This window comes from Sinorhizobium terangae (assembly GCF_029714365.1).
GTDB classification, from domain to species: domain Bacteria; phylum Pseudomonadota; class Alphaproteobacteria; order Rhizobiales; family Rhizobiaceae; genus Sinorhizobium; species Sinorhizobium terangae.
On record NZ_CP121659.1, the window covers coordinates 2,872,032 to 2,894,323 of the forward strand.

A 22,292-nucleotide genomic window follows, 5' to 3' on the forward strand; every position below is an offset into this window, starting at 1 on the left:
TCGCTCCCTGCATGCCAGCGGTTTTGCTCATCCCGCTGAGCTCGGACGCCAGGTTTTTTGCGGCATTCGCCAGTCGATGCCTTCGAGCAGATATCCGAGCTGCGCGGGCGTAATCACCACCGTGCCATCGGCCGCTGACGGCCATATGAACCGCCCGCGCTCGAGCTTCTTCGTGAACAGGCAGGCACCCTGGCCGTCGTGCCAGATCACCTTGATCAGCCCGCCGCTTCGGCCGCGGAAGACGAAAAGATGACCGCTCATCGGATCGCGCTTCAGCGTCTCCTGCACCATCAGCGACAGGCCAGGAAAGCCTCTCCGCATATCGGTATAGCCGGTTGCCAGCCAGACCTTCACACTGTTCGGGACCGGGATCATCGCCGCTCCAGCACATCAACAATCCGGGCCAAGGCTTCGGTGTCAATGTCACTCTCGACCCGCAGGCGACGGCCGCCGCCAAGCTCGATCATCACCAGGCTCGCCTTCTTGCGCCGCCGGTCTCCCGGCGGCGGCTCGGTCGGGATCGATGGCGCAGGCAGCGTCTCGACGACCTCCACGGGAACCAGTTGCGGGATGAACGGCGCGGAGATCTGGCAGAGTTCCTTACGCCAGCGGAAAAGCTGGCTCACATGGATCCCCGCCGAGCGCGCGATCTCCGAAACACTGGCGTTCGGCTCGAGCGTCGCTGCGACCAGCCGCTCCTTCTCCTCACGAGACCAGCGTCGACGACGCTCGACCGACGTAATCACCTCAACAAGCTGCTTTGTCATAGGAATATCCCTAGTGCTTGCACTAGGACTTGCAGCCTTCAGGCCATCTCAGCAAGGCGGCCGTCACCGTGGGGATACCCTGCATCCAGACATGCGAGGCGGGTTCGCTTCAGGCCAGGCTGTCTTCCGGTCAAGCCGGAGACGACTGAAAGTGCTGCAGCGTCCTTTGCGCGTCGGATAGGACGCGCGGCGCTGCAAAGCGCTTCCATCTTATCAGGCGCGCATCCGTGCGCCCGTGTCCCGTTCTTCGAGCGCCGCCGCTTTCGCGTATTCGGCCTGGACCTCCTCGAGGGCAAGTTCGGCGGCATCCTGCTGCGCCTTCAGCTCGCGAATCGATACCTGGAGATTGTCGGCTCTCTGGCGGGCAGCCTTGGCGAAGGTGGGATAGGCAAAATGCGCGGGATCGGAAATTCCCGATTTCTTCTCTTCGAATACAATCTGGCTTTCCAGATCCTTGGTCATTCGCTCGAACTCGGCCATCATCATCTGAAGCTGGTTCAACTGACGCTGCTTCTCCCGGACCTGAAACTCTTTCAGGCGGACAAGGCTCTCACGTGCTTTCATACGCAATACTCCCGTGGATACCGAGACCCCGGTTACTGATCCTGACCCGTCGTGCCGGCCCTGTGGCGGCCGGAAACAAAAAATCGAAGCGGCATTAACAAAGGCCTACCGCTGGTAACCTTTCGTTTACGGGCATCGTTAATCATAGGTGTGATGATTTAAGGCTCCGTAAATGCTGAAGCACGAAATGTGGCACTTCGCCATTACCGAGTCGCAAGAGTCAGTTAACGGCGTTTCCTCATGAACTACGTGAGAAGTGCCATTTGAGATTCACCTTTGGAATCAGGAGACTGCTAAAAATATTTAACAATCTCGATACACCTTGCCAGAGTGAATCAGAATTTGTTAACCATTTGGTGGCAGCCTCCAAATCAGGCAACGACTGGATCCGTATCGCGTAAGGGGGCCACGGACGACCTTGGGCGGCGGAAAAGGGGAAAAAAATGCGGGTTCTACTGATCGAAGACGATAGCGCGACAGCTCAAAGCATTGAGCTCATGCTTAAGTCCGAGAGTTTCAACGTTTACACGACCGATCTCGGTGAAGAAGGCGTCGATCTCGGCAAGCTTTATGATTACGATATCATCCTTCTCGACCTGAACCTTCCGGACATGTCCGGCTACGAGGTCCTGAGGACGCTGCGCCTGTCGAAGGTGAAGACCCCGATCCTCATCCTGTCGGGCATGGCGGGCATCGAAGACAAGGTGCGCGGCCTGGGCTTCGGCGCCGATGACTACATGACCAAGCCTTTCCACAAGGACGAACTGGTCGCACGCATCCATGCGATCGTCCGTCGCTCCAAGGGCCACGCCCAGTCGGTGATCTCGACCGGCGAGCTGATCGTCAATCTCGACGCCAAGACCGTGGAAGTCGGCGGCCAGCGCGTGCATCTGACCGGCAAGGAATATCAGATGCTGGAGCTCCTCTCGCTGCGCAAGGGCACGACGCTCACCAAGGAAATGTTCCTCAACCATCTCTACGGCGGCATGGACGAGCCGGAACTGAAGATCATCGACGTCTTCATCTGCAAGCTGCGCAAGAAGCTCGCAAACGCCGCCGGCGGCGCCAACTATATCGAGACCGTATGGGGGCGCGGCTACGTCCTGCGCGAGCCGGACGGCAACGACTACCTGGAAACGGCTTGATTTCGATAGCAACGCGGTCGGGACCCCGCATTTCCTCGGCCGCTCTAGCAGCTATCATCGGATCGAAGAATCCGCCCCTCCCGGGCGGGTTTTTCTTTTAGGCCAACCTTCATTGCGCTCGCCAACCGAACGAGGGAATGGCGGCGCCGCCGCGTCGGATCGACATTGGGCATGGGCAGGGTGTAAGAAAAACGGCCGCGGAATGCCACGGCCGTGTCGATCATCCAGCAATTCAAGTGCTACGGCGACCTTTGCGCGTCTCAAAAACGCGCGGCGCTGCAAAGGTCCGTCAGGCGGCCATCGACTGGCTGGCGAAAACGCTCGTCAGAATCTTGCGGTCGAAGGGTTTCAGCAGGAAGTCGTCGGCGCCGGCGCGCTTGCCAGCCATCATCTTCTTCAGGTCCGCCTCGACAACGCAATAGTAGATGCGCACCGACGTTCCGTTCGGCAGATGCCGGATATTGGCGATCAGATCGAGCGCACCGTCCAGGGCCGCATCGACGATCAGAATGTTCGGCAACTCGGCTTCGCAGCGCACCAACGCATCAAGGCTACTCGGCGCCTCGAGCACCAGGAATCCCATGCCCGAAAGGATGCGCTTTCCAACTTTCCTGACAGCTTCCGAGCCATCAGCAATCATCAAGCGCCGCATGTCCAAACTCCTTCACACTCTACCTGCACGCGCACCGGCAATCATGCAACAAATCTTATACAGATTTGGCAAAGAAACTGTTACGAGGGTTACTTAATACTTCGTTTCGGCACGGACATCGAAGCTCAACACGTCCCGGTCGCACGTGAGACGAACCCAACCCAGGGGGCCACATACGAAAGACCCTCCGGCAGACTGATGCCGAAGGGTCGGTAACGTGTCGATATTCATCGTCCGGCGAATGGGACGACGAGCCTGTCCCCCGCAGCGCCGCGCGTCCAATCGGACGCGCTACGGTCGCTGTAGCACTTTGATCTGCCGCGTGATTTTGTCCTTAAATCGATTGCGATTTAAGGAATCATGCAGTAGCGGCCTCGGACTTCGCCGTGAATACGATCTCCTCACCGGTCGAAACGACATCGATCGTCATGCCAGCTTCCTCGCCCAACAGGACGGTGTAGTAGGGCTGGATCGAATGTGCGTCGACAGCTTCTTCCGGGCTGCCGGAGAGCAATTCCACCAGCTTCGGGTTGACCCGCATCATTCGCCCCTTGGCGACAAGCCTGAAGGTCGCGTCGAACTCAGGGTTTTCGAGCGTCACATCGATCGAACCGCCGCGCGGGATCGAGCCGTAGGCGATCAGGAAGAGATTGAGGAGAAGCTTGACGCGGTTCTTGGCGATGATCGCGCGTGGGCCGTTCCAACTGATCTCGGTCTTCCTTTCCGCTGCGGCGAAGTCCTTCGCAGCCTTTTCGGCTTCGCCCGTATCGATCGAGGCGCCGACCGACCCGGACGCACCGAATGCAAGACGGGCGAACTTCAGGCGGACGGAGGCATTGAGCGCACTGGTACGGATCAGGTCCATCGCGTCGGCATCGGCTCCGCCCTCGTCCAGGAGTTCGAGGCCGTTGTTGATGGCGCCGACCGGCGAGATGATGTCGTGGCAAACCCGGCTGCAGAGCAGTGCGGCCAGATCGGGTCCCGTCAGTGTCAGGTTCGGATTCTTTGCCATCATTCTTCCTTGTTCGCTATCCGTCTACCGGCGCCGGCGCGCCTTCTTGCCCCACAACACAGCTGCCGCACGACCATGGCACGGGCCATGAATCGCGCGGGCGCGGCCGGTAATCAATAGGTCATAATGACATCACATTTGGTAAACCGATTGTTAAGATGATCGGTTCAAATTGCTGGTGCATCCCGAATTCAGCGCGAATCGCTGGAGGATGCGCGGCCGGAACCAGTTTCCACACTTTTCCGCGCCCGCCCCTGGAAATGGACAAGACCCGCGCCGGACGCGCAACCGATGCAAATACCGGCCATGACAGCCGGCGCAGGTCACTTTCGTGCCTGACGGAGGAAACGATGCAGCCGTTCATGAAGGCAACCACAATGGTTGTCCGCGCTATCCTGACGATGATGCTAATAGCCGGCGCCATGTCTGTCGCCCACGCCCAGTCCCCGAACAACAGCCAGTACACGATGCAGGAAATCGTCGATGCCGGCCACAGCTTCTTCGGCGAAACGTCGGGCGGACTTGCCAAGGTCGTCGAGCGCGCCTTCGAGCGCTACGGCCTGCCGAATGGCTATATTCTCGGACAGGAAGGCTCCGGCGCCTTTATCGCCGGCCTGACCTATGGCGAGGGCGAGCTCTATACCAAAAACGTAGGACGACACTCGGTCTTCTGGCAAGGTCCCTCGCTCGGGCTCGATTGGGGCGGCCAGGGCAGCCGCGCCATGATGCTCGTCTACAACCTCCCCAGCGTTCCGGCGCTCTACAAGCGCTTCGGCGGCGTTTCCGGCTCGGCCTATGTCGTCGCCGGCGTCGGGATGACCGTATTGACGGACGACCAGGTCGTCGTCGTGCCGATCCGCACCGGCATCGGCGCAAGGCTCGGCCTCAACGTCGGCTACCTCAAGCTGACGCAACAGCCGACGTGGAATCCCTTCTGAGGCGCTTCGAAGCGAGGGGCCTGTTCCGGCGCACCGCTGACCGGGCACTCGCGAAGTAAACCTCACCTCTCCGTCTCACCCGATCTTGGCGCGTCTGAAAAGGCGCGCTTTCCTGTTGCAGCACTTGCAGCATTCCAGCCATCATGTTTACTGCAGGAAAAGCACTGGATGGCGCCCGCGCTCCGCCGCGGGCGGTGCATCCGGTCCAGATTGAAACGGCCAGCTCGTGATTGAATATGCGCTCCTCTTTGCCCTGGGCTTTCTGACGGCGGTTGTTATTGGCCTGATGATCGCCCCCGCCATTCAAGGGCGGATCGTTCGCTTTGCAGAAGATCGCCTGAAGGCAACCATGCCCCTCAGCCCCCAGGAGGTGCGTGCGCAGAGGGATGCCGCCCGCGCCACCTATGCTGCCGAAAACGCCAAGGCCCAGCAGGCGCTCCGGCGCGAACGCGACAAGAGCGTCACGCTGATGCTGCAAAACGAAAATACCCTTCGCGAGGCGCGCAGGCTCGCCGGGGAAAATGCCGATCTGCAGGCTCAACTTGCCGATATGAACGTGGAAGCGGCGGACATGCGCTCCACGGTCCGCCAACTCGAACAACGTCTCGAGCAGATGAAGGCAACCTTCGAGACTTCGGAAAAGGACAACGGCACCAAGAGCGATACGATCCGTACGCTCAACGGCAAAATGGACAAACATACGGCCGATATAGACAATCTCCGGATAGACCTCGCCGCACGCGAAACCGAGATCGAGCACCTGAAGAGCCGGCTCGCCGGGCTGCATGACGAGCGCCAGGCGCTGCGCGGCGATCTCAAGGCCGAGAATGCCCGCGCACGGGAAATGGAGTTGCGGCTCGGTAAGGACGAGGCCCGGATACGCCAGCTCGATGCCGCGGTCGCACGCGAAGCCGCCGCCAATGCGCAGCGCGAGAATGCGCTCGCGCGGCGGGCGGACGAGATCGAAAAATTGAAGGCGCGCCTGAAAGAGTTGAATCAGGAGATGCGCGAAGCGGCGAAAGTCCTTCGTGCGGCCGGCCTCGCAATTCCTAAGAAAGCGGTTGCTGCGGACGCCGTGGATGGTGCGAGCGCCGAGCCACACGCAATGGCGAAACAAGCCCCTGACAAGACCATGTCTGAAGACCTGCGCAATCGCGCCACAGCGCTTTCGGAGCGGCTGATAAACGCCAAGTCCGCCGCCCATGACGAGGCGCTGCGGCAGGAGGTCGCCGACATCGCCGCGGGCATGATTGCGCTGACGGCGGCAAGCGAAGGCAAGGCCTCACCGATCCGCAGCCTGCTCGCCGGGGAGGAGACGGACGCCACGCCGAACCGCAAGAGCCTGGCAAGCCGCGCCAAGGAAATCTTGCCCCCGGAGTGAGCGCCCCGAACGGACCTGCTCCCGAACGGACCAGCTTCAGATTCGCCCGTTGATCAGCGCGACCTGATGCAGCGCTATGCCGGCAGCCATGGCGACGTTCAGGCTATCGAGACCCGGCCGCTGGCGGATGCGCGCGGTCTGGATCCCGGACAGGATAGCCTCCGGCAGCCCTTCGCCTTCGGTGCCGACGAGAAGCGCCGTTCGTGGCGCTGGCGGAATGTCGCTGATGTCGACCGTGCCGCGCGGCGACAGTCCCCAGATCGCAAAGCCCGCGGTCTGAAGTCGTTCGATCAGCGCAGCCCCCGTCCCTTCCCGCGCGAACGGCATCGTCAGCACCGATCCGACCGACACCCGGATCGCCTTGCGGTACATCGGATCGCAGCTCGCTGCATCCATCAGGACGGCATCGACGCCGAAGGCGGCGGCGTTGCGAAACAGCGAGCCCATGTTGTCGTGGTTCGAAATCCCGCAGGCGGCGAGGACGAGGCTTTCTGCCGGAAGGCTGGCGATGAGCGAATCCCGATCAGGCACCGCATCGCGTCGCCCGAGCGCCAGCACGCCGCGATGCATGTTGAAGCCGGCGATCGCATCGAAAACCCGCCCATCCGCCACGTAGACGGGGACATCGGCCGGAAAGTCGGCAAGCAGTTCGGTCAGGCCGGCAACACGGCTCTCGAGCAGCAGGATCGCCTCGGCGACGATGCCACGCCGGGCGCGATGAGCGGCAGCCAGCATGCGGAGCACGACCGTGCCCTCGGCAATGAAACGACCCTGCCGCCCTGTGAGATCCCGCTCCTTGATCGCGACGAAGCCGGCGATGCGGGCATCGGAAGGATCATCGATGCGGACGGGGGCGGGCAGCGTCATGGCGATGCCGTCAATTGGTCCTGACGGTGATGTCGGCGACGATGCGTCCGGCGGGAATGTCGAACACGATCGCGCGCGGCTCGGCGCCGGGCAGGCTGCCGTAGAAAAGCACCTGCGACCCCGAGAGCGCGACATTGCTCACTGAAAACCCGGCCGGCAGCGCAGCGATCGCGCTTACGGGCGCGTCGCCCGGCACGCTCACGGCTGCCATCGGCGCTGCCGCCGCACCGTCATCCGTGCGGGTCAGCTTGTAGACAATCGTCCCAAGGACAGCCATAAGCATGACAAGCATCACGCCGGCCGAGACGAGCTGCAGGCGCACCATCTTGCGACGGACGTTTTCCATCGCGGGATCCAGCGGCTTTTCTTCCTGTTCATCGGGCTCGAATGCAGTCATGGCTGGCTTTCTGTCGGAATTGAAACGGAATGAACGATCCCTTTAAACAAGCCGCCGGCAATAGGAAAGTCCTGAAGGCCAATGAGGACGCGGCGGGAAGGCTGGACGCCTTCCTTACGGCCGCGCTTGCGGGCGAGTTTTCCCGCAATCGCATCAAAAGCCTGATCGAGCAAGGCGCCGTCTCGATCAACGGCAAGACGATCGTCGAGCCGAAGCGTAAGGTGCATCCCGGCGACGTGTTCGAGATCGCCTTGCCTGAGCCCGAGGATCCCGAGCCGAAGGGCGAAGAGATCCCTCTCGACGTGCTTTATGAGGACGACGACCTGATCGTCCTCGTGAAACCTGCCGGCCTGGTCGTCCATCCGGGTGCCGGCAACTGGACGGGCACGCTTGTCAATGCGCTCATCCACCATTGCGGCGACAGCCTCTCCGGCATCGGCGGCGTCAGGCGACCGGGTATCGTTCACCGGCTCGACAAGGAAACGAGCGGCGTCATGGTCGTGGCAAAGAATGATACCGCCCACCGGCATCTCTCCGACCAGTTTGCCGACCACGGGCGCACCGGCCCACTCGAACGCGCCTATCAGGCGGTGGTGTGGGGGCGTCCCCGGCAATTGAAGGGCACGATCAACGCCTCGCTGGGACGGGCCGCTGATCGGACGAAGCGCGCCGTCAAACACGAGGAAAGCGACGACGCGCGCGAAGCCATCACCCATTATGAAGTGGTCGAGCGTTACCATGAAAAGCCGGATGGCACCTGCCTCGCCTCGACCGTGACCTGTCACCTTGAAACGGGCCGTACCCACCAGATTCGCGTCCACATGGCCCATATCGGCCATCCGCTGATCGGCGACCCCGAATATGGCGCGGCTTTCCGGACCAAGGCCAATCTGCTGCCCGAGCTGGCGAAAACCGTCGTCAACCGCTTTCACCGGCAGGCGCTGCACGCCTTCATGCTGCAGTTCGAGCACCCGACGACAGGCGAGACGATGCATTTCGAGGCACCGATGCCCTCTGACATGGAAGCCCTGGTTGCCGCCTTGCGGGCCGGAGATTAATCCTGCAGCACACGCAAACGGCGCTGTATCACTTTGAATTGCTGCGTGATTCCTAAGCCGCGTAGACTTTCAGGAATCATGCCATAGCCCTTGAATTCTTGGTTCCGGATTCCAATCTTATAAGAGCTTCAACTTGCGCCATTCCCTTCCCCGGTCTCACGACAGCGTGAAACCGGAGTCCTTGAATCATGCTTTCGCCGTACTTATCTTCTAGCCTCGTGGGGTCTTGATGAAGACCCACATGTCCGGTCTGCCGTCCCGGAGACCGGAGACGCAAAAAGGGGGTGCTTCATGGCCCGCAATACTTTGCCGACCATTACCGCTGGAGAGGGCGGTCTCAACCGTTATCTCGACGAAATCCGCAAATTTCCGATGCTCGAACCGCAGGAAGAGTACATGCTCGCCAAGCGGTACCAGGAGCATGACGACCGCAACGCTGCGCACAAGCTGGTAACGAGCCATCTTCGCCTCGTCGCCAAGATCGCGATGGGATACCGCGGCTATGGTCTGCCGATCGGCGAAGTCGTATCGGAAGGCAACGTCGGCCTGATGCAGGCCGTCAAGAAATTCGAGCCCGATCGCGGCTTCCGGCTCGCGACCTACGCGATGTGGTGGATCAAGGCAGCGATCCAGGAATACATCCTGCGCTCCTGGTCGCTCGTCAAGATGGGCACGACCGCCAACCAGAAACGGCTGTTCTTCAACCTCCGGCGGCTCAAAGGCCGCATCCAGGCACTCGACGAGGGCGACCTCAAGCCCGAGCAGGTGAAGGAAATCGCGACGACACTGAAGGTCAGCGAGGACGAGGTCGTTTCCATGAACCGCCGCCTCTCGGGCGATGCCTCGCTGAACGCGCCGATCAAGGCAAGCGAGGGCGATTCCGGACAGTGGCAGGATTGGCTTGTCGACGACCACGACAACCAGGAAGAGATCCTGATCGAACAGGACGAACTCGACAATCGCCGGGCCCTGCTCGCCAGCGCCATGAAGGTGCTGAACGATCGCGAGCGTCGGATCTTCGAGGCCCGCCGCTTGGCCGAGGACCCGGTAACGCTGGAAGATCTCTCGACCGAGTTCGACATCAGCCGCGAACGCGTCCGGCAGATCGAAGTCCGGGCATTCGAGAAAGTGCAGGATGCCGTCCGCAAGGCGGCGCTGGAGCGCTCCAGCGCCTTGCGCGTCGTTGAAGGCGCGTAAAGGGTTAAGCTTCCGCGCGACGCGGGAACAAACGAAAATCCCGGCCAGGTTGCCCCGCCGGGATTTTTTGCATCGGTGTCTCGTTACCCGCTACTGGCTGCTTGCGGCCGTGTTGCCGAGCGTACCCCACGCCTGCATAGCCTTGTTGAAGGCTTCGACGCCGGCCGCACCTTTTTCCAGCGTCAGCAGGGCACGGCGACCGTTCCGGTAGGTAATCGGAATATCGATCCAGCTTCGGCTGCGCAGCAGTTCCGTATTGTTGCTGACCGCTTCGGCGAAGTCGTTGAGTGCGATCATGTGGAAATCGTCGGTGATCTTCGCCGGGACGGCGATCAGCGGATCGCCACGGTCCTGCTCGGTGCGCTTCATCGAAACGCGCTGGACACCGTCGATGGCACCGCCCTCGAAGTTCTCCGGAAGTGAGAACACGAATTCGATCACATGGCTTGCCGGCAGAGACGGGTCGGCATTGCGCTTGATCGTCATCAGCGCGGTAAAGCCTCGATCGGGAACGGTGATCTGCGCCTGGATGGCGGGCTCGGGTTTCGCGTCGCCGCCCGGCGACTCATCCTTGATCGACCAGGCGACGGTGCCCGGGATCGCTGTCGGCGACGACTGGCCGAGACGCTCCTCGTAAAGGAACATCTTCTCCCCATCTGCGACGGAAACCTCCGCCTGAGGCGCCGGCCCTGCATTCTGGCCCTGTGCTGCGTTCTGACCCTGTGCTGCGTTCTGGCCCTGTGCCGTTGCCGCGGCTTGCTCTCCCGCCGGCGGCTGTGGTGCGGTGCCGCCAGGTTGCACATGCCCTGCCTCCGTCTGGGGAGCGACGGACTTGCCTTCCTGGGCAACTTCCGTGCCGTTCACCCCTGCCGGACCATCGTCCACTTCAGACCCGTCGGCAAGCAGCCGCTGGGTGAACTTGGTGGAACTGTCCTGCGGCTGCGCCGTTTGGTCAGGCGCACCAGATTGTCCGCTTGATTGACCGGTAGGCGCGGTCTCACCCGCCGGTGTTTCAGTGCCCTCCGGCGCTGCGGGCATAACCTTCGCAATCAGCCCCGAAAGCCAGGCGTTGCCCGCCTCCCGGTTCTGCCAATAGGCGTAACCGCCACCACCGAGGAGAAGCGCAATAACGGCGCCGATCGCCAGACGCTTGAAGTTGAACCGGGAAGGCTTCGGTGTCGCGCGGTAGGACGCCGGCCGTGCCGGCGCGGAAATCGGAGGCTGCTCGCGGCCGTTCTCCTTGGCCGCTCCGTTCGCTACCGCGGCCCCGTTGCTCTCGCCAAAGCCAAGCAGGTCGTCGATATGGTCCCAGGCCGTGCTGGCACGTTCTTCCTGGCTCGCGGGCACAGGCGCTTTTTCCACCGGCCACGACCATTCGGAAATATCGTCGTCGGCAGGCTTATCCTTTCTGCCTTCCGTTGTGACCGCGAAAGGATCACCTTCGTCGAAGGACCAGGAGCGCGACGGTTCCGCCTCCTTGGCATGTTGTGCCGGCTCGACCTCCTCCGGTTCCACCGGATGAATGCCCAAAAGCTCGGGTGTCGACGAAGACGTGTCCTCGGGCGCCACCTGCGCGTCGGCGGCCTTCGTGGCTGGAGTCGTATCCTCCCACTCTGGCAAAGCCCATTCGGACGTGGCCGATTTCTTCGTCCCCTCCTCGCTCGACGGGGGCTCGGATTCCACCGGCTCCATATGGTCGGGCTGCTCGCCGTGGCGTTCGTCTGCGTGCCGTTCGGGTTCCCGGATATGATCAACCGCCGGCGCCTGCTCGACTTCATGTTCGCGCGCGGCCGGCTGCTCTTCTGTCGAAGAAGGCCATTGCGCCGCTGCTCCCTCAGCAGGCTCTTCGGCCTCTGCCTCACGCGCCGTCTCGGATGGAACGCCGTCGTTATAGGCGGCGTCCTGCGCGACGTGCGGCTGCTCGTCCATAGCCTCGGCGGTAACCGAAGGTGGCGACACCGGTTCCTCGACGCTCGGCCCCTCGCTTGCAGGTTCCTCGAGCTCCTCTTCCGACGGTGCCTGTTCCGGTTCTGGAGCGGCGCTCGCGGCAGTCTCGGGCTCGACAGGGGCATGCGGCTCTTGTGCGACCGGCGTTTCAGCTACGCCAGGCTCGACCGCATCGACTTCCTCGACCGCGGGGAGCGCTTCAACGTGTTCGCTTTCGACCTCGCCGATCGCCTGTTCGAGCTTGTTCAGCTGGCGATTGATCATGTCGTCCGACGGCCGCGGGTTCATGTTTTCGAGTTGCCGGCGCACAGCACTGCGCGCCTTCTCGTAAACCTTGCCTCGCATTTCCGGTGTGTTTTCCGACAGGCCGTCAACGGTCCTGCGAATAACTGCAACAAAATCTGCCATCAGAACTTTCTCATACTCCCAGGCGTGCGCCCGCAATCACGACGCCACTGTCGTTGCGGGACACTAGTCCTCAAAAGGATCCGTCACAAGTATTGTGTCGTCGCGTTCCGGGCTCGTCGAAAGAAGTGCAACCGGTGCGCCGATCAGTTCCTCGACCTGGCGAACATACTTGATCGCCTGTGCCGGAAGATCGGCCCAACTGCGGGCACCAACCGTCGATTCCTTCCAGCCTTCAAGCGTAATGTAGACTGGCTTTACCGAAGCTTGCTGCGCCTGACTTGCCGGAAGGTGGTCGATCTCTTGTCCGTCCAGAGTATAACCGACGCAAATCTTCAACTCGTCGAGGCCATCGAGCACGTCGAGCTTGGTGAGCGCAATGCCGGTGATGCCGTTGGCGGCAACCGACTGACGCACGAGCGCGGCGTCGAACCAGCCGCAGCGGCGCTTGCGCCCTGTGACGGTCCCGAATTCATGGCCGCGTTCGCCGAGGAACTGGCCGACCTCATCGTTAAGCTCGGTCGGAAACGGCCCTTCGCCGACGCGCGTCGTATAGGCCTTGGTGATGCCGAGGATATAGCCGAGCGATCCCGGACCCATGCCGGAACCGGCAGCGGCCTGGCCGGCAACCGTGTTGGACGAGGTGACGAAGGGGTAGGTGCCGTGATCGATATCGAGCAGCGTGCCCTGAGCACCCTCGAAAAGGATACGCGCGCCCTTGCGGCGTTCCTTGTCGAGGAGCAGCCAGACCGTGTCCATGAACGGCAGCACCCGCGCTGCGACGGAGGAGAGTTCGTCCATGATCGCCTGATGGCTGATCTCCGCTTCGCCCAGCCCGCGGCGCAGTGCGTTGTGGTGCGTCAGCAACCGATCGACCTTCGCCGGCAGGGTATCGAGATCGGCAAGGTCCATGACGCGGATGGCGCGGCGACCGACCTTGTCTTCGTAGGCCGGGCCGATGCCGCGGCGTGTCGTGCCGATCTTGGTGCCGCTGTTCGAGGCGGCATCCTCACGGAATCCGTCGAGCTCGCGGTGCAGCGACAGAATGAGCGTCGCATTGTCGGCGATGCGCAGATTGTCGGGCGTGACCTTCACGCCCTGCTTGGCGAGCTTGTCCATTTCCGCAATCAGCGCATGGGGGTCGATCACGACGCCGTTGCCGATGACGGCGAGCTTGCCGGGACGAACGACGCCGGAGGGAAGCAGCGACAGCTTATAGCTGACGCCGTCGATCACCAGGGTATGGCCGGCATTGTGGCCGCCCTGGAATCGCACGACGATGTCCGCGCGCTCCGAGAGCCAGTCCACGATCTTGCCTTTGCCTTCGTCGCCCCACTGGGACCCGACCACCACGACATTCGTCATAATTTTCTTCCTGTTCGCACGCGCAGAAGGGATTGCGCCATCCTGAAACCCGCGCATCTATACTGTGTTGTCCTGCGGAAAGCGACCCCGTTGTGACCCGCGCGGCGCCCTTTTTGCATGACAAGCGATGGATTTAGCGCCTATATCTCTGCTGCTCTCCCGCCTCTCCGGCACTCCATTTCCCGTCCCACATGGATCGCAGCATCGTGAACGCCAGGGCTTATTTCTATCTCGCAATAACTTCGCTTTTTTGGGGCGGCAATTCAGTCGCAGGCAAAATGGCCGTCGGACACGTCAGCCCGATGATGCTGACGACACTGCGCTGGATGGTCGCGCTTGCCGTCATCCTGGCATTGATGACGCCGCAGATCCGTCGCGACTGGGACAAGATCCGTGAGCACTGGCTGCAATTGTTTGCCTATGGTGCCGTCGGCTTCACGATGTTCAATGCGTTCCTCTATTCCGCGGTGAAATATACGAGCGCTATCAACGCAGTGATCCTGCAGGCCGGCATTCCGATGCTGATCTTCCTCTTCAACTTCGCCCTCTTCCGGACGAAAGCTTCAGTCGCGCAGGTCATCGGCTTCACCGTGACGCTGATCGGCGTCCTGATCACCGCCGCGCATGGCGACCTCGCGAGCCTCTTGCAGTTGCAGTTCAATTTCGGCGACGCACTGATGATCCTCGCCTGTATCGTTTATGCCGCCTATACCGTCGCGCTGCGCTGGAAGCCGAACATGCACTGGCAGAGCTTCATCGCGGCACCGGCCTTCGGGGCGCTGGTGAGCGCCGTCCCGCTCCTCATCTGGGAATTCTCAGACGGCAACGCGATCGTGCCCGATGCCAGCGGCTGGGCGATCGTGGTCTATGCCGCGATCTTCCCGTCGCTGATGTCGCAGGTTCTATACGTGCGTGGCGTGGAGATGATCGGCGCCAATCGCGCCGGCCTGTTCATCAACGCCATCCCGGTGTTCGGAACGCTTCTATCCGTGCTTCTTGTGGGCGAGACGTTTCATCCCTTTCACCTGGTAGCATTGCTGCTGGTGCTTGGCGGCATTGCCATCGCGGAACGCGGCCGCCCCAAACTGCCGCGATGACAGGAACGGCGCCGGCAAGGCCGTTGCCCGCCTCCACATAAAAATGCGATAGCGCCGCACATCTGAAAGACGTGCGGCGCTGTGACCGAGTTCCGGAATGCTTCCGTTTAATCGATATTGAACACCAGTTGCTTCGCCTGGCGGATTGCCGCGTTGGCACGCAGCTTGTCGAGCACCGTCTCGGAGACCGGACCGTCGACATAAAGCAGAGCGATGGCGTCGCCGCCTTCCTTCTCACGGCCGAGCTGGAAGTTGGCGATGTTGACACCAGCGTCGCCAAGCGTCGTGCCGATGAAGCCGATCATGCCCGGGACATCCGTGTTGGTCAGATAGACCATGTGCTTGCCGACATCGGCGTCGAGATTGATGCCCTTGATCTGGATGAAGCGCGGCTTGCCGTCGGAGAAGACCGTGCCTGCGACCGAACGGGTCTGGTTCGCCGTCGTCACCGTCAGCTTGATATAGCCGTCGAAGACACCGGACTTGTCGCGCTTCACTTCGGAAAGGATCACGCCCTTTTCCTTGATCATGACCGGCGCGGAAACCATGTTGACGTCGGCTACCTGCGGCCGGATCAGGCCGGCGAGAACCGCGCTCGTCAGTGCCTTGGTGTTCATGCCCGCCGTGGAGCCGTCATAGAGGATTTCGATTTCCTTGATCGCGCTTTCCGTGACCTGGCCGACGAAGGCGCCGAGAACGTCGGCGAGCCGGATGAAGGGCTTCAGGATCGGCGCTTCCTCCGCCGTGATCGACGGCATGTTGATCGCGTTCGAGACGGCGCCATTGACCAGGTAGTCGGCCATCTGCTCGGCAACCTGCAACGCCACGTTCTCCTGCGCTTCCGTCGTGGAGGCACCGAGATGCGGCGTGCAGACGACGTTCGGCAGACCGAAGAGCGGGCTTTCGGTGGCGGGCTCTACCTCGAAGACGTCGAAGCCGGCGCCGGCGACATGGCCGGACTTCAACGCCTCCGCAAGCGCGCTTTCGACGACGAGGCCGCCGCGCGCGCAGTTGATGATGCGCACGCCCGGCTTCATCTTGGCGATTGCTTCTGCATCGATGATGCTACGGGTCTTGTCGGTCAGCGGCACGTGCAGGGTGATGAAATCCGCTCGCGCAAAAAGCTCGTCGAGCTCGACCTTGACGACGCCCATCTCCTCGGCGCGCTCCTTCGACAGGAACGGATCATAGGCAATGACGTGCATCTTCAGGCCGATGGCGCGGGCGCAGACGATCGAGCCGATATTGCCGGCGCCGATGACGCCCAGCACCTTGCCGGTAATCTCGACGCCCATGAACTTCGATTTTTCCCACTTGCCGGCCTGGGTGGAACCGTCGGCTGCGGGAAGTTGCCGGGCGACGGCAAACATCAGCGCGATCGCATGCTCGGCCGTGGTGATCGAGTTGCCGAAGGGCGTGTTCATGACGATGATACCGCGACGCGACGCAGCCGGGATGTCGACATTGTCCACGCCGATGCCGGCACGGCCGACGACCTTGAGATTGGTGGCGGCAGCGATCAGCTTCTCCGTCACCTTGGTGGCGGAGCGGATGGCGAGACCGTCGTAGTTGCCGATGATCTCGGCGAGCTTTTCCTTGTCCTTGCCGAGCTTCGGCTGGAAATCCACTTCGACGCCGCGGTCGCGGAAGATCTGGACGGCGGTTTCCGACAGTTCATCGGATACGAGAACGCGAGGTGCCATGAGAGGCCTCCTTAAGGATCAGTTCTGAAAGGGATGCGGGATTGGCTTCGCTCGTCTGCGAGCGAAGCTTATCGCTTGGATCAGGCGGCGGCCTGCGACAGCGTCGCCTTCTGGGTCTCGAAAGCCCAGGTGAGCCACGGCATCAGCGCTTCCATGTCGGAAGTTTCGATAGTGGCACCAGCCCAGATCCGCAGACCGGAGGGGGCATCGCGATAGTGGCCGACATCGTGGGCCACACCTTCCTTTTCGAGCAGGGCAACGACGCCCTTCGCGAAAGCGGCCTGGCCGTCGGCATCAAGGGCCAATACGTCCTTGTCGACGATCTTGAGGCAGACAGAGGTGTTGGAGCGGGTTTCCGCCTTGATCGCCAGGTTTGCAATCCAGGCATTTGCGTCGACGAACCGATGGATCGCGTCGGCGTTGGCGTCTGCCCTGGCGATCAGTCCCTTGAGGCCGCCAACCGACTTCGCCCAAAGGAGCGCGTCGATATAGTCTTCGACGCAGAGCATCGACGGCGTGTTGATTGTTTCGCCGGCAAAGATGCCCTCGATCAGCTTGCCGCCGCTGGTCAGGCGGAAGATCTTCGGCAACGGCCACGCCGGTGCATAGGTCAGCAGCCGTTCGACTGCGCGCGGCGAAAGGATGAGGATGCCGTGCGCCCCCTCACCGCCGAGCACCTTCTGCCAGGAGAAGGTGACGACGTCGAGCTTGGCGAAATCGAGCTCCTGAGCAAAGGCGGCGGAGGTCGCGTCGCAGATCGTCAGGCCCTTGCGGTCCGCGGGGATGAATTCGGCATTCGGCACGCGCACGCCCGAGGTCGTGCCGTTCCAGGTGAAGACGACATCGCGGTCGAAATCGACCTTGGCGAGATCCGGCAGTTCGCCATAGCCTGCTTCGAACTTGCGAACGTCGGGAAGCTTCAGCTGCTTGACCACGTCGGTCACCCAACCGGCACCGAAGCTTTCCCAGGCAAGCATATCGACGCCACGGGCGCCGAGCAGCGACCAGAGCGCCATTTCCACGGCGCCGGTATCGGAGGCGGGCACGATACCGATGCGGTAGTCGGCCGGCACTTCAAGAATTTCACGGGTAAGGTCAATGGCCTGTTTGAGCTTCGTCTTGCCGATCTTCGCCCGGTGCGAGCGACCGAGTGCGGCATCGGAGAGAGCGTCGAGCGTCCAACCAGGGCGCTTTGCGCAGGGGCCAGAAGAAAAATGGGTATTTGCCGGACGCACGTCCGGCTTGGCAGGCTTCGTCATAATGCTATCCTCTCAGATAGAAGCCCCTCGTTGGGGAGGGGTGTCCCGCCGTCGGGAATATTGTGGGTCCGAGAGGAAGTCAAGCGGCTTGCGTCGCTTTTGAAAAAATATTCGGCGTTCTGGGCAAAGTGCAAAAACCGTCGGTGCGACTGCCGAACGGTCGTCACCAGAGCGAGAAGCGCAGGCCCGCGCGGATCTCATGGCGTGAAAGGCCGTCGTCGTGGCCCTTGGCGCCGCGGGCGCCGGCAAGTGCCTCCGCCCCGAAGTTGAACATATCTCCATCCGCTATGCGGGAATAACGATAGCCGAGATCGAGTTTCAGCCGGTCGGTGATGTCATAGGAGACACCGGCCATGAGCGCATAGGTGAAGCGCCAGCTATCCTCTCCCTCATAGGACGTTCCGCCAGCGCCACCGGCGCAGACGCCGCCGCCAGGGATGCAGGTCGCGGTCTCGCGAACTGTGTTCCAGTTGATGTTGGTGGCACCGATGCCGGCGCCGATATACGGCGTAAATCCGGCGAGCGTCGCCAGGTCGACATAACCGTTCGCCATGAGGCCGAGCGCGGAAAAATTGGCGTCATGCGAAAAAGCACATGACGTTCCGGCGCCCTGGCCCGCGCAGGGAGCGGCTGACAGCGACGAGCCGTCGAACCGCCCCTCGAAATATTCCGCTGTTACGTCTGCACGCACGATATCGTTGAACCGATAGCCAATGCCGATCGTCCCCGAGATCGGCTTGTCGAAGCGGGCATTGTCGAACGGGACGTTGTCGTAGGTGCCCGTTCCAGCGTCGAAAGTGCGATAGGACGGATCGCCCTCGTCGCGCCATGGCGCATAGCCGATGTCGCCGCGCAAATAGACACCACCGACATCGTTTGCTTCGGGGGAAATGGTGATCTCCGGCGCGTCAAGCAATTCATCGTCTGCTGCATGTGCCGCACCGGACGCCAGCAGTCCAGCGCCCAGACCAGCGCCAAGTGCGATCCCGCAGATCCCGTGCCGCCAGTCCATCCGTATGCCCTTTCGTCAATGCCGTCGGACCGACCTTCGTGGTGGCCGGACCTGCGTTAACTATTGGCAGGGACAAGTTAACCAGCGGTTAAGCATGTTGTTTGACGAAAAATTTAGGAAACCAGCATTGTGAAGGCTGGAGCGTTAGGAGGACGATTGCCGCAAAAGTATCTGGAGGGCCGGTTCGAGTGAATCACCGGCCGGCATGCGAAGCGCGCGCTGCCAAGTCTCGCGCATAGGAAAGCATATCGGTCCGCCGCGATGCGGTTCGCACGAGCAAACCGCCTTCGCCCACGATCGCCCTTGCTTCTGTGAAGAAGCGACACCCCTCTCTTTCGATTCCGGTAATCACTTCCGCGACGTCGCCGTCGGCCGCTTTTCGCGATATCGCGCCCACTTTCCCGAATATGGTCGTGCAGAAGGCCTTGTCCCGAGCCGTGGCGACACCGGCGTCATTGAAGAAAAAGATCGCCTGAACGAGATTGTCGCGATCCGGCCCAACGGCCGCGTATGGCTTTCCCCAGTATCTCGCAATCGTCTTCTTCCATTCGTCTGAAGCGAGGCGATCCTTCGGCAGATGAGAGAATTTGACGTCGCGTATAATGCTGTAGACGGTACCACCCGACAGGGGCGAGGTAAAATCGAGCCGATAGACATCGGCAATCGGCGACTGCCCGCGCGACTCCAGCGTTATCGATTCGGTAAAGGTTGCGGATGCCGCGTCCTGCTTCGCTTTTAGCCCTTCGCGATTTTCCGTCTTCTGCCAGTGCGCATATTTCCGCGAAATGATCGCTTCGACCTCTGACCGGGTCATTCCGATTTCAAAATCATGCCCGGGGAGGAAGCGTTGCGCGACGACGTCGCTCGGGTCGGCCAAAGCGAACTTCGGGGCCGATCCGGCATGGGCGAGTGTGGCGAAGAGGAAAAAGAAGCAGGTCGCGAGCGTCTTCATCTGTCCGTGCTTTAACCGCAATCGAAAGGGGCCGCGTGGCGGCCCCGAAAACGAAGGTGTGGCCATGCGCCCCGCGTTATTGCAGCGCGTAGCGCATACCCAATTTGAAGTCGTGCGAGGTGATGTGGTCGAAATTCATCGGGCCCTCGTTCACGGTATTGTCGTAGCTTCGGATTCTGCCAGTCTTGGCATCGCCGAGGTCGACGTAGCTGTAGCCGAAATCGATCGCCAGCCGCTCGGTCGCCTGGTACGCGACGCCGGCATGAAGGGCCCAGGCAAAGTTCCAGGTGGATTCGTCTCCGGCATAGGCAACGCCCTGGGTCGGCACGTTGACGTCGCGGAACCGCGAGATCGTGTTGCGCGACGCACCAATGCCCGCGCCGACATAGGGCTTTACGCCGTACCAGTCGCCGATATCGACATAGGCGTTGGCCATCAGCAGCCATTCCGACTTGGCGCCATCGTAATCATTCGTCGCATCCCAGACAGGACCGCCCGGTGTGGTATGGCCATAGCGGTCGAGCGCCGAATAGTCGGCCTTGCCGCGATATTCGACGATGCCGTCGAGGCGCAGCCAGTCGTTGAACTGATAGCCGACACCGACGCCCGCGAGCGGTGCACTGTCGAAGCTTCCCTCATCGAGGAACTCGTGAAGTTCGACCTGGTCCATCAACGGGTGGTGCATGCTGCCAAGCTTCTGGTTGCTCATGCCGAGATGGCCGCGCAGATACCAGCCGCCCGGCACCACAACCGGCGCAGGATCTTCGACGTAAAGGTCGGCAGCAAAAGCTGGAGCGCCGCCCACCAATGCGGCAATGCATGCAATCAGAGGTCTCTTCATAATATGCCCCGCGAATGTTCTGACCCGCGCCGCGTTGCCTCGGCCGGATACTGCAACTGATGTTGCGTCAGAAATCGCATGCGGGGGTTAATATCGGATTAAGCATAGAAATTTACTATGTTTTTTAACAGTTGCTGATGTTCCTCGACCCTGAACCGATGCCTCGTGACAATAAAAAAGCCGGCAATCGGTGCCGGCCTTTCCAAGCTGTTCAGCGTTGCTGATCATTACTGTTTGTTGAAACAGTGAATGCTTTAATTCCTTGATACTACTTTCTGGAGTAGCTTGAAGGTCAAGCCGCGCTGCGGACACTGCCGATCACGTTGACGAGTTCATCGACGATGCGCTCGACCTGGCTGCGGTCGTCGCCTTCCGCCATGACTCGGATCAGCGGTTCCGTTCCAGACGGACGGATCAGCAGGCGGCCATTCTTGGCAAGACCCGCTTCGGCGTCGGCGATGGCCTGCTGCACGGACGGATGCTCGAGCGGCTTGCCCGCCGACACGCGAACATTCTTCAGGATCTGCGGTACGGGCTCGAAGCGATGGCACACCTCGCTGACCGACTTGCCCTGCCGCTTGACCACCGCGAGAATCTGCAGCGCAGCCACCAGACCGTCGCCGGTCGTCCCGAAATCGGAGAGCACGATGTGGCCGGACTGTTCGCCACCCACGTTCAGGCCATCCTGGCGCATCTGCTCGACGACATAGCGGTCGCCGACCTTGGTGCGGTGCAGTCCGATGCCCCTGCCCTTGAGATAGCGTTCGAGGCCGAGATTCGACATCACCGTCGCGGCTATGGCGCCACCCTTCAGCATCCCGTCCGCAGCCCAGCTGTCGGCGATCACCGCCATGAGTTGGTCGCCATCGACGACGGTTCCGTTTTCGTCAATGATCAGGACGCGGTCCGCGTCGCCGTCGAGTGCGATGCCGATATCGGCCCTGACTTCGTGAACCTTCTTCGACAGGGCGGCCGGGTGCGTCGAGCCGCATTCGAGATTGATGTTGACGCCGTTCGGCTCCGTCCCGATCGTCACCACTTCGGCGCCGAGCTCCCAGAGCGCGGACGGGGCAACCTTGTAGGCGGCGCCGTTGGCGCAGTCGATGGCAATACGCAGTCCCTTCAGCGTGACGTCGCGCGGCAGCGTCCGCTTCGCCTGTTCGATATAGCGGTAGATGTCGCCATCGACGCGCTTGGCCCGGCCGATATCCTCGGGCTTGGCAAGCTGGCCGGACATATCCTGGTCGATGAGTTCCTCGATCTTTTCCTCGATGTCGTCGGAAAGCTTGTAGCCATCGGGTCCGAAGAGCTTGATGCCGTTGTCACGGAATGGATTGTGCGAGGCCGAGATCATCACGCCGATATCGGCGCGCAACGATCGCGTCAGCATGGCGACGCCTGGCGTCGGGATCGGTCCGAGCAGGAAGACGTCGAGTCCGGCGGCGGTGAAGCCGGCGACCATTGCGTTTTCGAGCATATAACCGGAAAGGCGCGTGTCCTTGCCGATCACGACACGGTGGCGGTGCGCTCCATTACGGAAGATCGTTCCGACAGCGATGCCGACACGCATGGCGAGGTCTGGCGTCATCGGGAAAATATTGGACTGGCCGCGAATGCCGTCAGTGCCGAAATATTTACGCTTCATAAGAACTCCATGGTCCTGGTTCGGCAGGATCGACTTTACCGGCCGCGTCTGTCTGCGTGTTCCGCGATTGGGTTTCATATCGCCGGAC

Annotated in this window: 21 protein-coding genes; 6 read left to right on the forward strand and 15 right to left on the reverse strand. The window is 61.5% G+C overall.

Annotated features, from left to right (window positions below):
• Positions 1-27: 27 nt before the first annotated feature.
• From tnpB to QA637_RS13745, 3 genes are all read right to left on the reverse strand, one after another.
• Complete coding sequence (gene tnpB / locus QA637_RS13735) at positions 28-375, reverse strand: IS66 family insertion sequence element accessory protein TnpB (RefSeq protein WP_283061835.1); 348 nt, start codon at positions 373-375, stop codon at positions 28-30.
• A complete protein-coding gene (gene tnpA / locus QA637_RS13740; RefSeq protein WP_283061836.1) occupies positions 372-767 on the reverse strand; it encodes an IS66-like element accessory protein TnpA in 396 nt (131 codons plus the stop codon). The genes tnpB and tnpA overlap by 4 nt, the downstream gene beginning before the upstream one ends.
• A gap of 213 nt (positions 768-980) precedes the next feature.
• Positions 981-1,331 carry a flagellar export protein FliJ gene (locus QA637_RS13745; RefSeq protein ID WP_136508053.1) on the reverse strand — a complete coding sequence of 117 codons (351 nt, stop codon included), beginning with the start codon at positions 1,329-1,331 and terminating at the stop codon, positions 981-983.
• 443 nt (positions 1,332-1,774) lie between these two features.
• On the opposite strand from QA637_RS13745, the gene ctrA reads away from it, so the two are divergent.
• Positions 1,775-2,476 (forward strand): response regulator transcription factor CtrA, encoded by a 702-nt coding sequence (gene ctrA / locus QA637_RS13750; RefSeq protein ID WP_136508054.1) that lies wholly within the window; start codon positions 1,775-1,777, stop codon positions 2,474-2,476.
• Between the two features lie 289 nt (positions 2,477-2,765).
• On the opposite strand, the gene QA637_RS13755 is transcribed toward ctrA, so the two are convergent.
• Both QA637_RS13755 and chpT read right to left on the reverse strand, forming a co-directional pair.
• Positions 2,766-3,128 (reverse strand): response regulator, encoded by a 363-nt coding sequence (locus tag QA637_RS13755; protein ID WP_153436523.1) that lies wholly within the window; start codon positions 3,126-3,128, stop codon positions 2,766-2,768.
• A 358-nt stretch (positions 3,129-3,486) separates the two neighbouring features.
• Positions 3,487-4,140 (reverse strand): histidine phosphotransferase ChpT, encoded by a 654-nt coding sequence (chpT, locus tag QA637_RS13760; RefSeq protein WP_167528120.1) that lies wholly within the window; start codon positions 4,138-4,140, stop codon positions 3,487-3,489.
• A gap of 350 nt (positions 4,141-4,490) precedes the next feature.
• Here chpT and QA637_RS13765 point away from each other — a divergent pair, with 350 nt between their 5' ends.
• Together QA637_RS13765 and QA637_RS13770 are read left to right on the forward strand one after the other, a co-directional pair.
• Positions 4,491-5,078, forward strand: a complete 588-nt coding sequence (locus QA637_RS13765) for a DUF1134 domain-containing protein (RefSeq protein ID WP_153436525.1) — start codon at positions 4,491-4,493, stop codon at positions 5,076-5,078.
• 226 nt (positions 5,079-5,304) lie between these two features.
• Positions 5,305-6,459, forward strand: coding sequence for a coiled-coil domain-containing protein (locus tag QA637_RS13770; RefSeq protein ID WP_283061840.1), 1,155 nt, complete (start codon positions 5,305-5,307; stop codon positions 6,457-6,459).
• A 36-nt stretch (positions 6,460-6,495) separates the two neighbouring features.
• Here QA637_RS13770 and QA637_RS13775 read toward each other — a convergent pair whose 3' ends face one another.
• Positions 6,496-7,326 (reverse strand): TrmH family RNA methyltransferase, encoded by an 831-nt coding sequence (locus QA637_RS13775; RefSeq protein WP_153436526.1) that lies wholly within the window; start codon positions 7,324-7,326, stop codon positions 6,496-6,498.
• A gap of 10 nt (positions 7,327-7,336) precedes the next feature.
• Entirely contained in the window at positions 7,337-7,723 is a 387-nt protein-coding gene (locus QA637_RS13780; protein ID WP_153436527.1) for a hypothetical protein, read from the reverse strand.
• A gap of 29 nt (positions 7,724-7,752) precedes the next feature.
• Here QA637_RS13780 and QA637_RS13785 point away from each other — a divergent pair, with 29 nt between their 5' ends.
• Positions 7,753-8,781 (forward strand): RluA family pseudouridine synthase, encoded by a 1,029-nt coding sequence (locus QA637_RS13785; protein ID WP_153436528.1) that lies wholly within the window; start codon positions 7,753-7,755, stop codon positions 8,779-8,781.
• Positions 8,782-9,072: 291 nt separating this feature from the next.
• Positions 9,073-9,978 carry an RNA polymerase sigma factor RpoH gene (rpoH, locus tag QA637_RS13790; protein WP_153436529.1) on the forward strand — a complete coding sequence of 302 codons (906 nt, stop codon included), beginning with the start codon at positions 9,073-9,075 and terminating at the stop codon, positions 9,976-9,978.
• A gap of 90 nt (positions 9,979-10,068) precedes the next feature.
• Here the strand turns inward: rpoH and QA637_RS13795 are convergent, their stop codons facing one another.
• Together QA637_RS13795 and QA637_RS13800 are read right to left on the reverse strand one after the other, a co-directional pair.
• A complete protein-coding gene (locus tag QA637_RS13795) occupies positions 10,069-12,333 on the reverse strand; it encodes a hypothetical protein (RefSeq protein ID WP_153436530.1) in 2,265 nt (754 codons plus the stop codon).
• A 63-nt stretch (positions 12,334-12,396) separates the two neighbouring features.
• Positions 12,397-13,695 carry an adenylosuccinate synthase gene (locus QA637_RS13800; protein WP_283061842.1) on the reverse strand — a complete coding sequence of 433 codons (1,299 nt, stop codon included), beginning with the start codon at positions 13,693-13,695 and terminating at the stop codon, positions 12,397-12,399.
• 206 nt (positions 13,696-13,901) lie between these two features.
• Here QA637_RS13800 and QA637_RS13805 point away from each other — a divergent pair, with 206 nt between their 5' ends.
• The gene (locus tag QA637_RS13805) at positions 13,902-14,792 is read left to right on the forward strand and encodes a DMT family transporter (protein ID WP_184108574.1); all 891 of its coding nucleotides are present in this window, start codon (positions 13,902-13,904) and stop codon (positions 14,790-14,792) included.
• A gap of 107 nt (positions 14,793-14,899) precedes the next feature.
• Here the strand turns inward: QA637_RS13805 and serA are convergent, their stop codons facing one another.
• From serA to glmM, 6 genes are all read right to left on the reverse strand, one after another.
• Entirely contained in the window at positions 14,900-16,495 is a 1,596-nt protein-coding gene (serA, locus tag QA637_RS13810) for a phosphoglycerate dehydrogenase (RefSeq protein ID WP_153436533.1), read from the reverse strand.
• Between the two features lie 80 nt (positions 16,496-16,575).
• Positions 16,576-17,754 carry a phosphoserine transaminase gene (locus QA637_RS13815; protein WP_153436534.1) on the reverse strand — a complete coding sequence of 393 codons (1,179 nt, stop codon included), beginning with the start codon at positions 17,752-17,754 and terminating at the stop codon, positions 16,576-16,578.
• A gap of 163 nt (positions 17,755-17,917) precedes the next feature.
• Positions 17,918-18,766, reverse strand: coding sequence for an outer membrane protein (locus tag QA637_RS13820; RefSeq protein ID WP_153436535.1), 849 nt, complete (start codon positions 18,764-18,766; stop codon positions 17,918-17,920).
• Between the two features lie 193 nt (positions 18,767-18,959).
• The gene (locus tag QA637_RS13825) at positions 18,960-19,718 is read right to left on the reverse strand and encodes a hypothetical protein (protein WP_283061844.1); all 759 of its coding nucleotides are present in this window, start codon (positions 19,716-19,718) and stop codon (positions 18,960-18,962) included.
• 76 nt (positions 19,719-19,794) lie between these two features.
• On the reverse strand, positions 19,795-20,559 hold the full coding sequence (locus tag QA637_RS13830) for an outer membrane protein (RefSeq protein WP_153436537.1): 765 nt from the start codon (positions 20,557-20,559) through the stop codon (positions 19,795-19,797).
• Between the two features lie 292 nt (positions 20,560-20,851).
• On the reverse strand, positions 20,852-22,204 hold the full coding sequence (gene glmM / locus QA637_RS13835) for a phosphoglucosamine mutase (protein ID WP_153436538.1): 1,353 nt from the start codon (positions 22,202-22,204) through the stop codon (positions 20,852-20,854).
• Positions 22,205-22,292: the final 88 nt, after the last annotated feature.

What these genes read in the sequence shown, in the direction of transcription:
- tnpB (WP_283061835.1), bottom strand. Translation starts at nt 375, where the DNA reads ATGATCCCGGTCCCGAACAGTGTGAAGGTCTGGCTGGCAACCGGCTAT.
- tnpA (WP_283061836.1), bottom strand. Translation starts at nt 767, where the DNA reads ATGACAAAGCAGCTTGTTGAGGTGATTACGTCGGTCGAGCGTCGTCGA.
- QA637_RS13745 (WP_136508053.1), bottom strand. Translation starts at nt 1,331, where the DNA reads ATGAAAGCACGTGAGAGCCTTGTCCGCCTGAAAGAGTTTCAGGTCCGG.
- ctrA (WP_136508054.1), top strand. Translation starts at nt 1,775, where the DNA reads ATGCGGGTTCTACTGATCGAAGACGATAGCGCGACAGCTCAAAGCATT.
- QA637_RS13755 (WP_153436523.1), bottom strand. Translation starts at nt 3,128, where the DNA reads ATGCGGCGCTTGATGATTGCTGATGGCTCGGAAGCTGTCAGGAAAGTT.
- chpT (WP_167528120.1), bottom strand. Translation starts at nt 4,140, where the DNA reads ATGGCAAAGAATCCGAACCTGACACTGACGGGACCCGATCTGGCCGCA.
- QA637_RS13765 (WP_153436525.1), top strand. Translation starts at nt 4,491, where the DNA reads ATGCAGCCGTTCATGAAGGCAACCACAATGGTTGTCCGCGCTATCCTG.
- QA637_RS13775 (WP_153436526.1), bottom strand. Translation starts at nt 7,326, where the DNA reads ATGACGCTGCCCGCCCCCGTCCGCATCGATGATCCTTCCGATGCCCGC.
- QA637_RS13780 (WP_153436527.1), bottom strand. Translation starts at nt 7,723, where the DNA reads ATGACTGCATTCGAGCCCGATGAACAGGAAGAAAAGCCGCTGGATCCC.
- QA637_RS13785 (WP_153436528.1), top strand. Translation starts at nt 7,753, where the DNA reads ATGAACGATCCCTTTAAACAAGCCGCCGGCAATAGGAAAGTCCTGAAG.
- rpoH (WP_153436529.1), top strand. Translation starts at nt 9,073, where the DNA reads ATGGCCCGCAATACTTTGCCGACCATTACCGCTGGAGAGGGCGGTCTC.
- QA637_RS13795 (WP_153436530.1), bottom strand. Translation starts at nt 12,333, where the DNA reads ATGGCAGATTTTGTTGCAGTTATTCGCAGGACCGTTGACGGCCTGTCG.
- QA637_RS13800 (WP_283061842.1), bottom strand. Translation starts at nt 13,695, where the DNA reads ATGACGAATGTCGTGGTGGTCGGGTCCCAGTGGGGCGACGAAGGCAAA.
- serA (WP_153436533.1), bottom strand. Translation starts at nt 16,495, where the DNA reads ATGGCACCTCGCGTTCTCGTATCCGATGAACTGTCGGAAACCGCCGTC.
- QA637_RS13815 (WP_153436534.1), bottom strand. Translation starts at nt 17,754, where the DNA reads ATGACGAAGCCTGCCAAGCCGGACGTGCGTCCGGCAAATACCCATTTT.
- QA637_RS13820 (WP_153436535.1), bottom strand. Translation starts at nt 18,766, where the DNA reads ATGGACTGGCGGCACGGGATCTGCGGGATCGCACTTGGCGCTGGTCTG.
- QA637_RS13825 (WP_283061844.1), bottom strand. Translation starts at nt 19,718, where the DNA reads ATGAAGACGCTCGCGACCTGCTTCTTTTTCCTCTTCGCCACACTCGCC.
- QA637_RS13830 (WP_153436537.1), bottom strand. Translation starts at nt 20,559, where the DNA reads ATGAAGAGACCTCTGATTGCATGCATTGCCGCATTGGTGGGCGGCGCT.
- glmM (WP_153436538.1), bottom strand. Translation starts at nt 22,204, where the DNA reads ATGAAGCGTAAATATTTCGGCACTGACGGCATTCGCGGCCAGTCCAAT.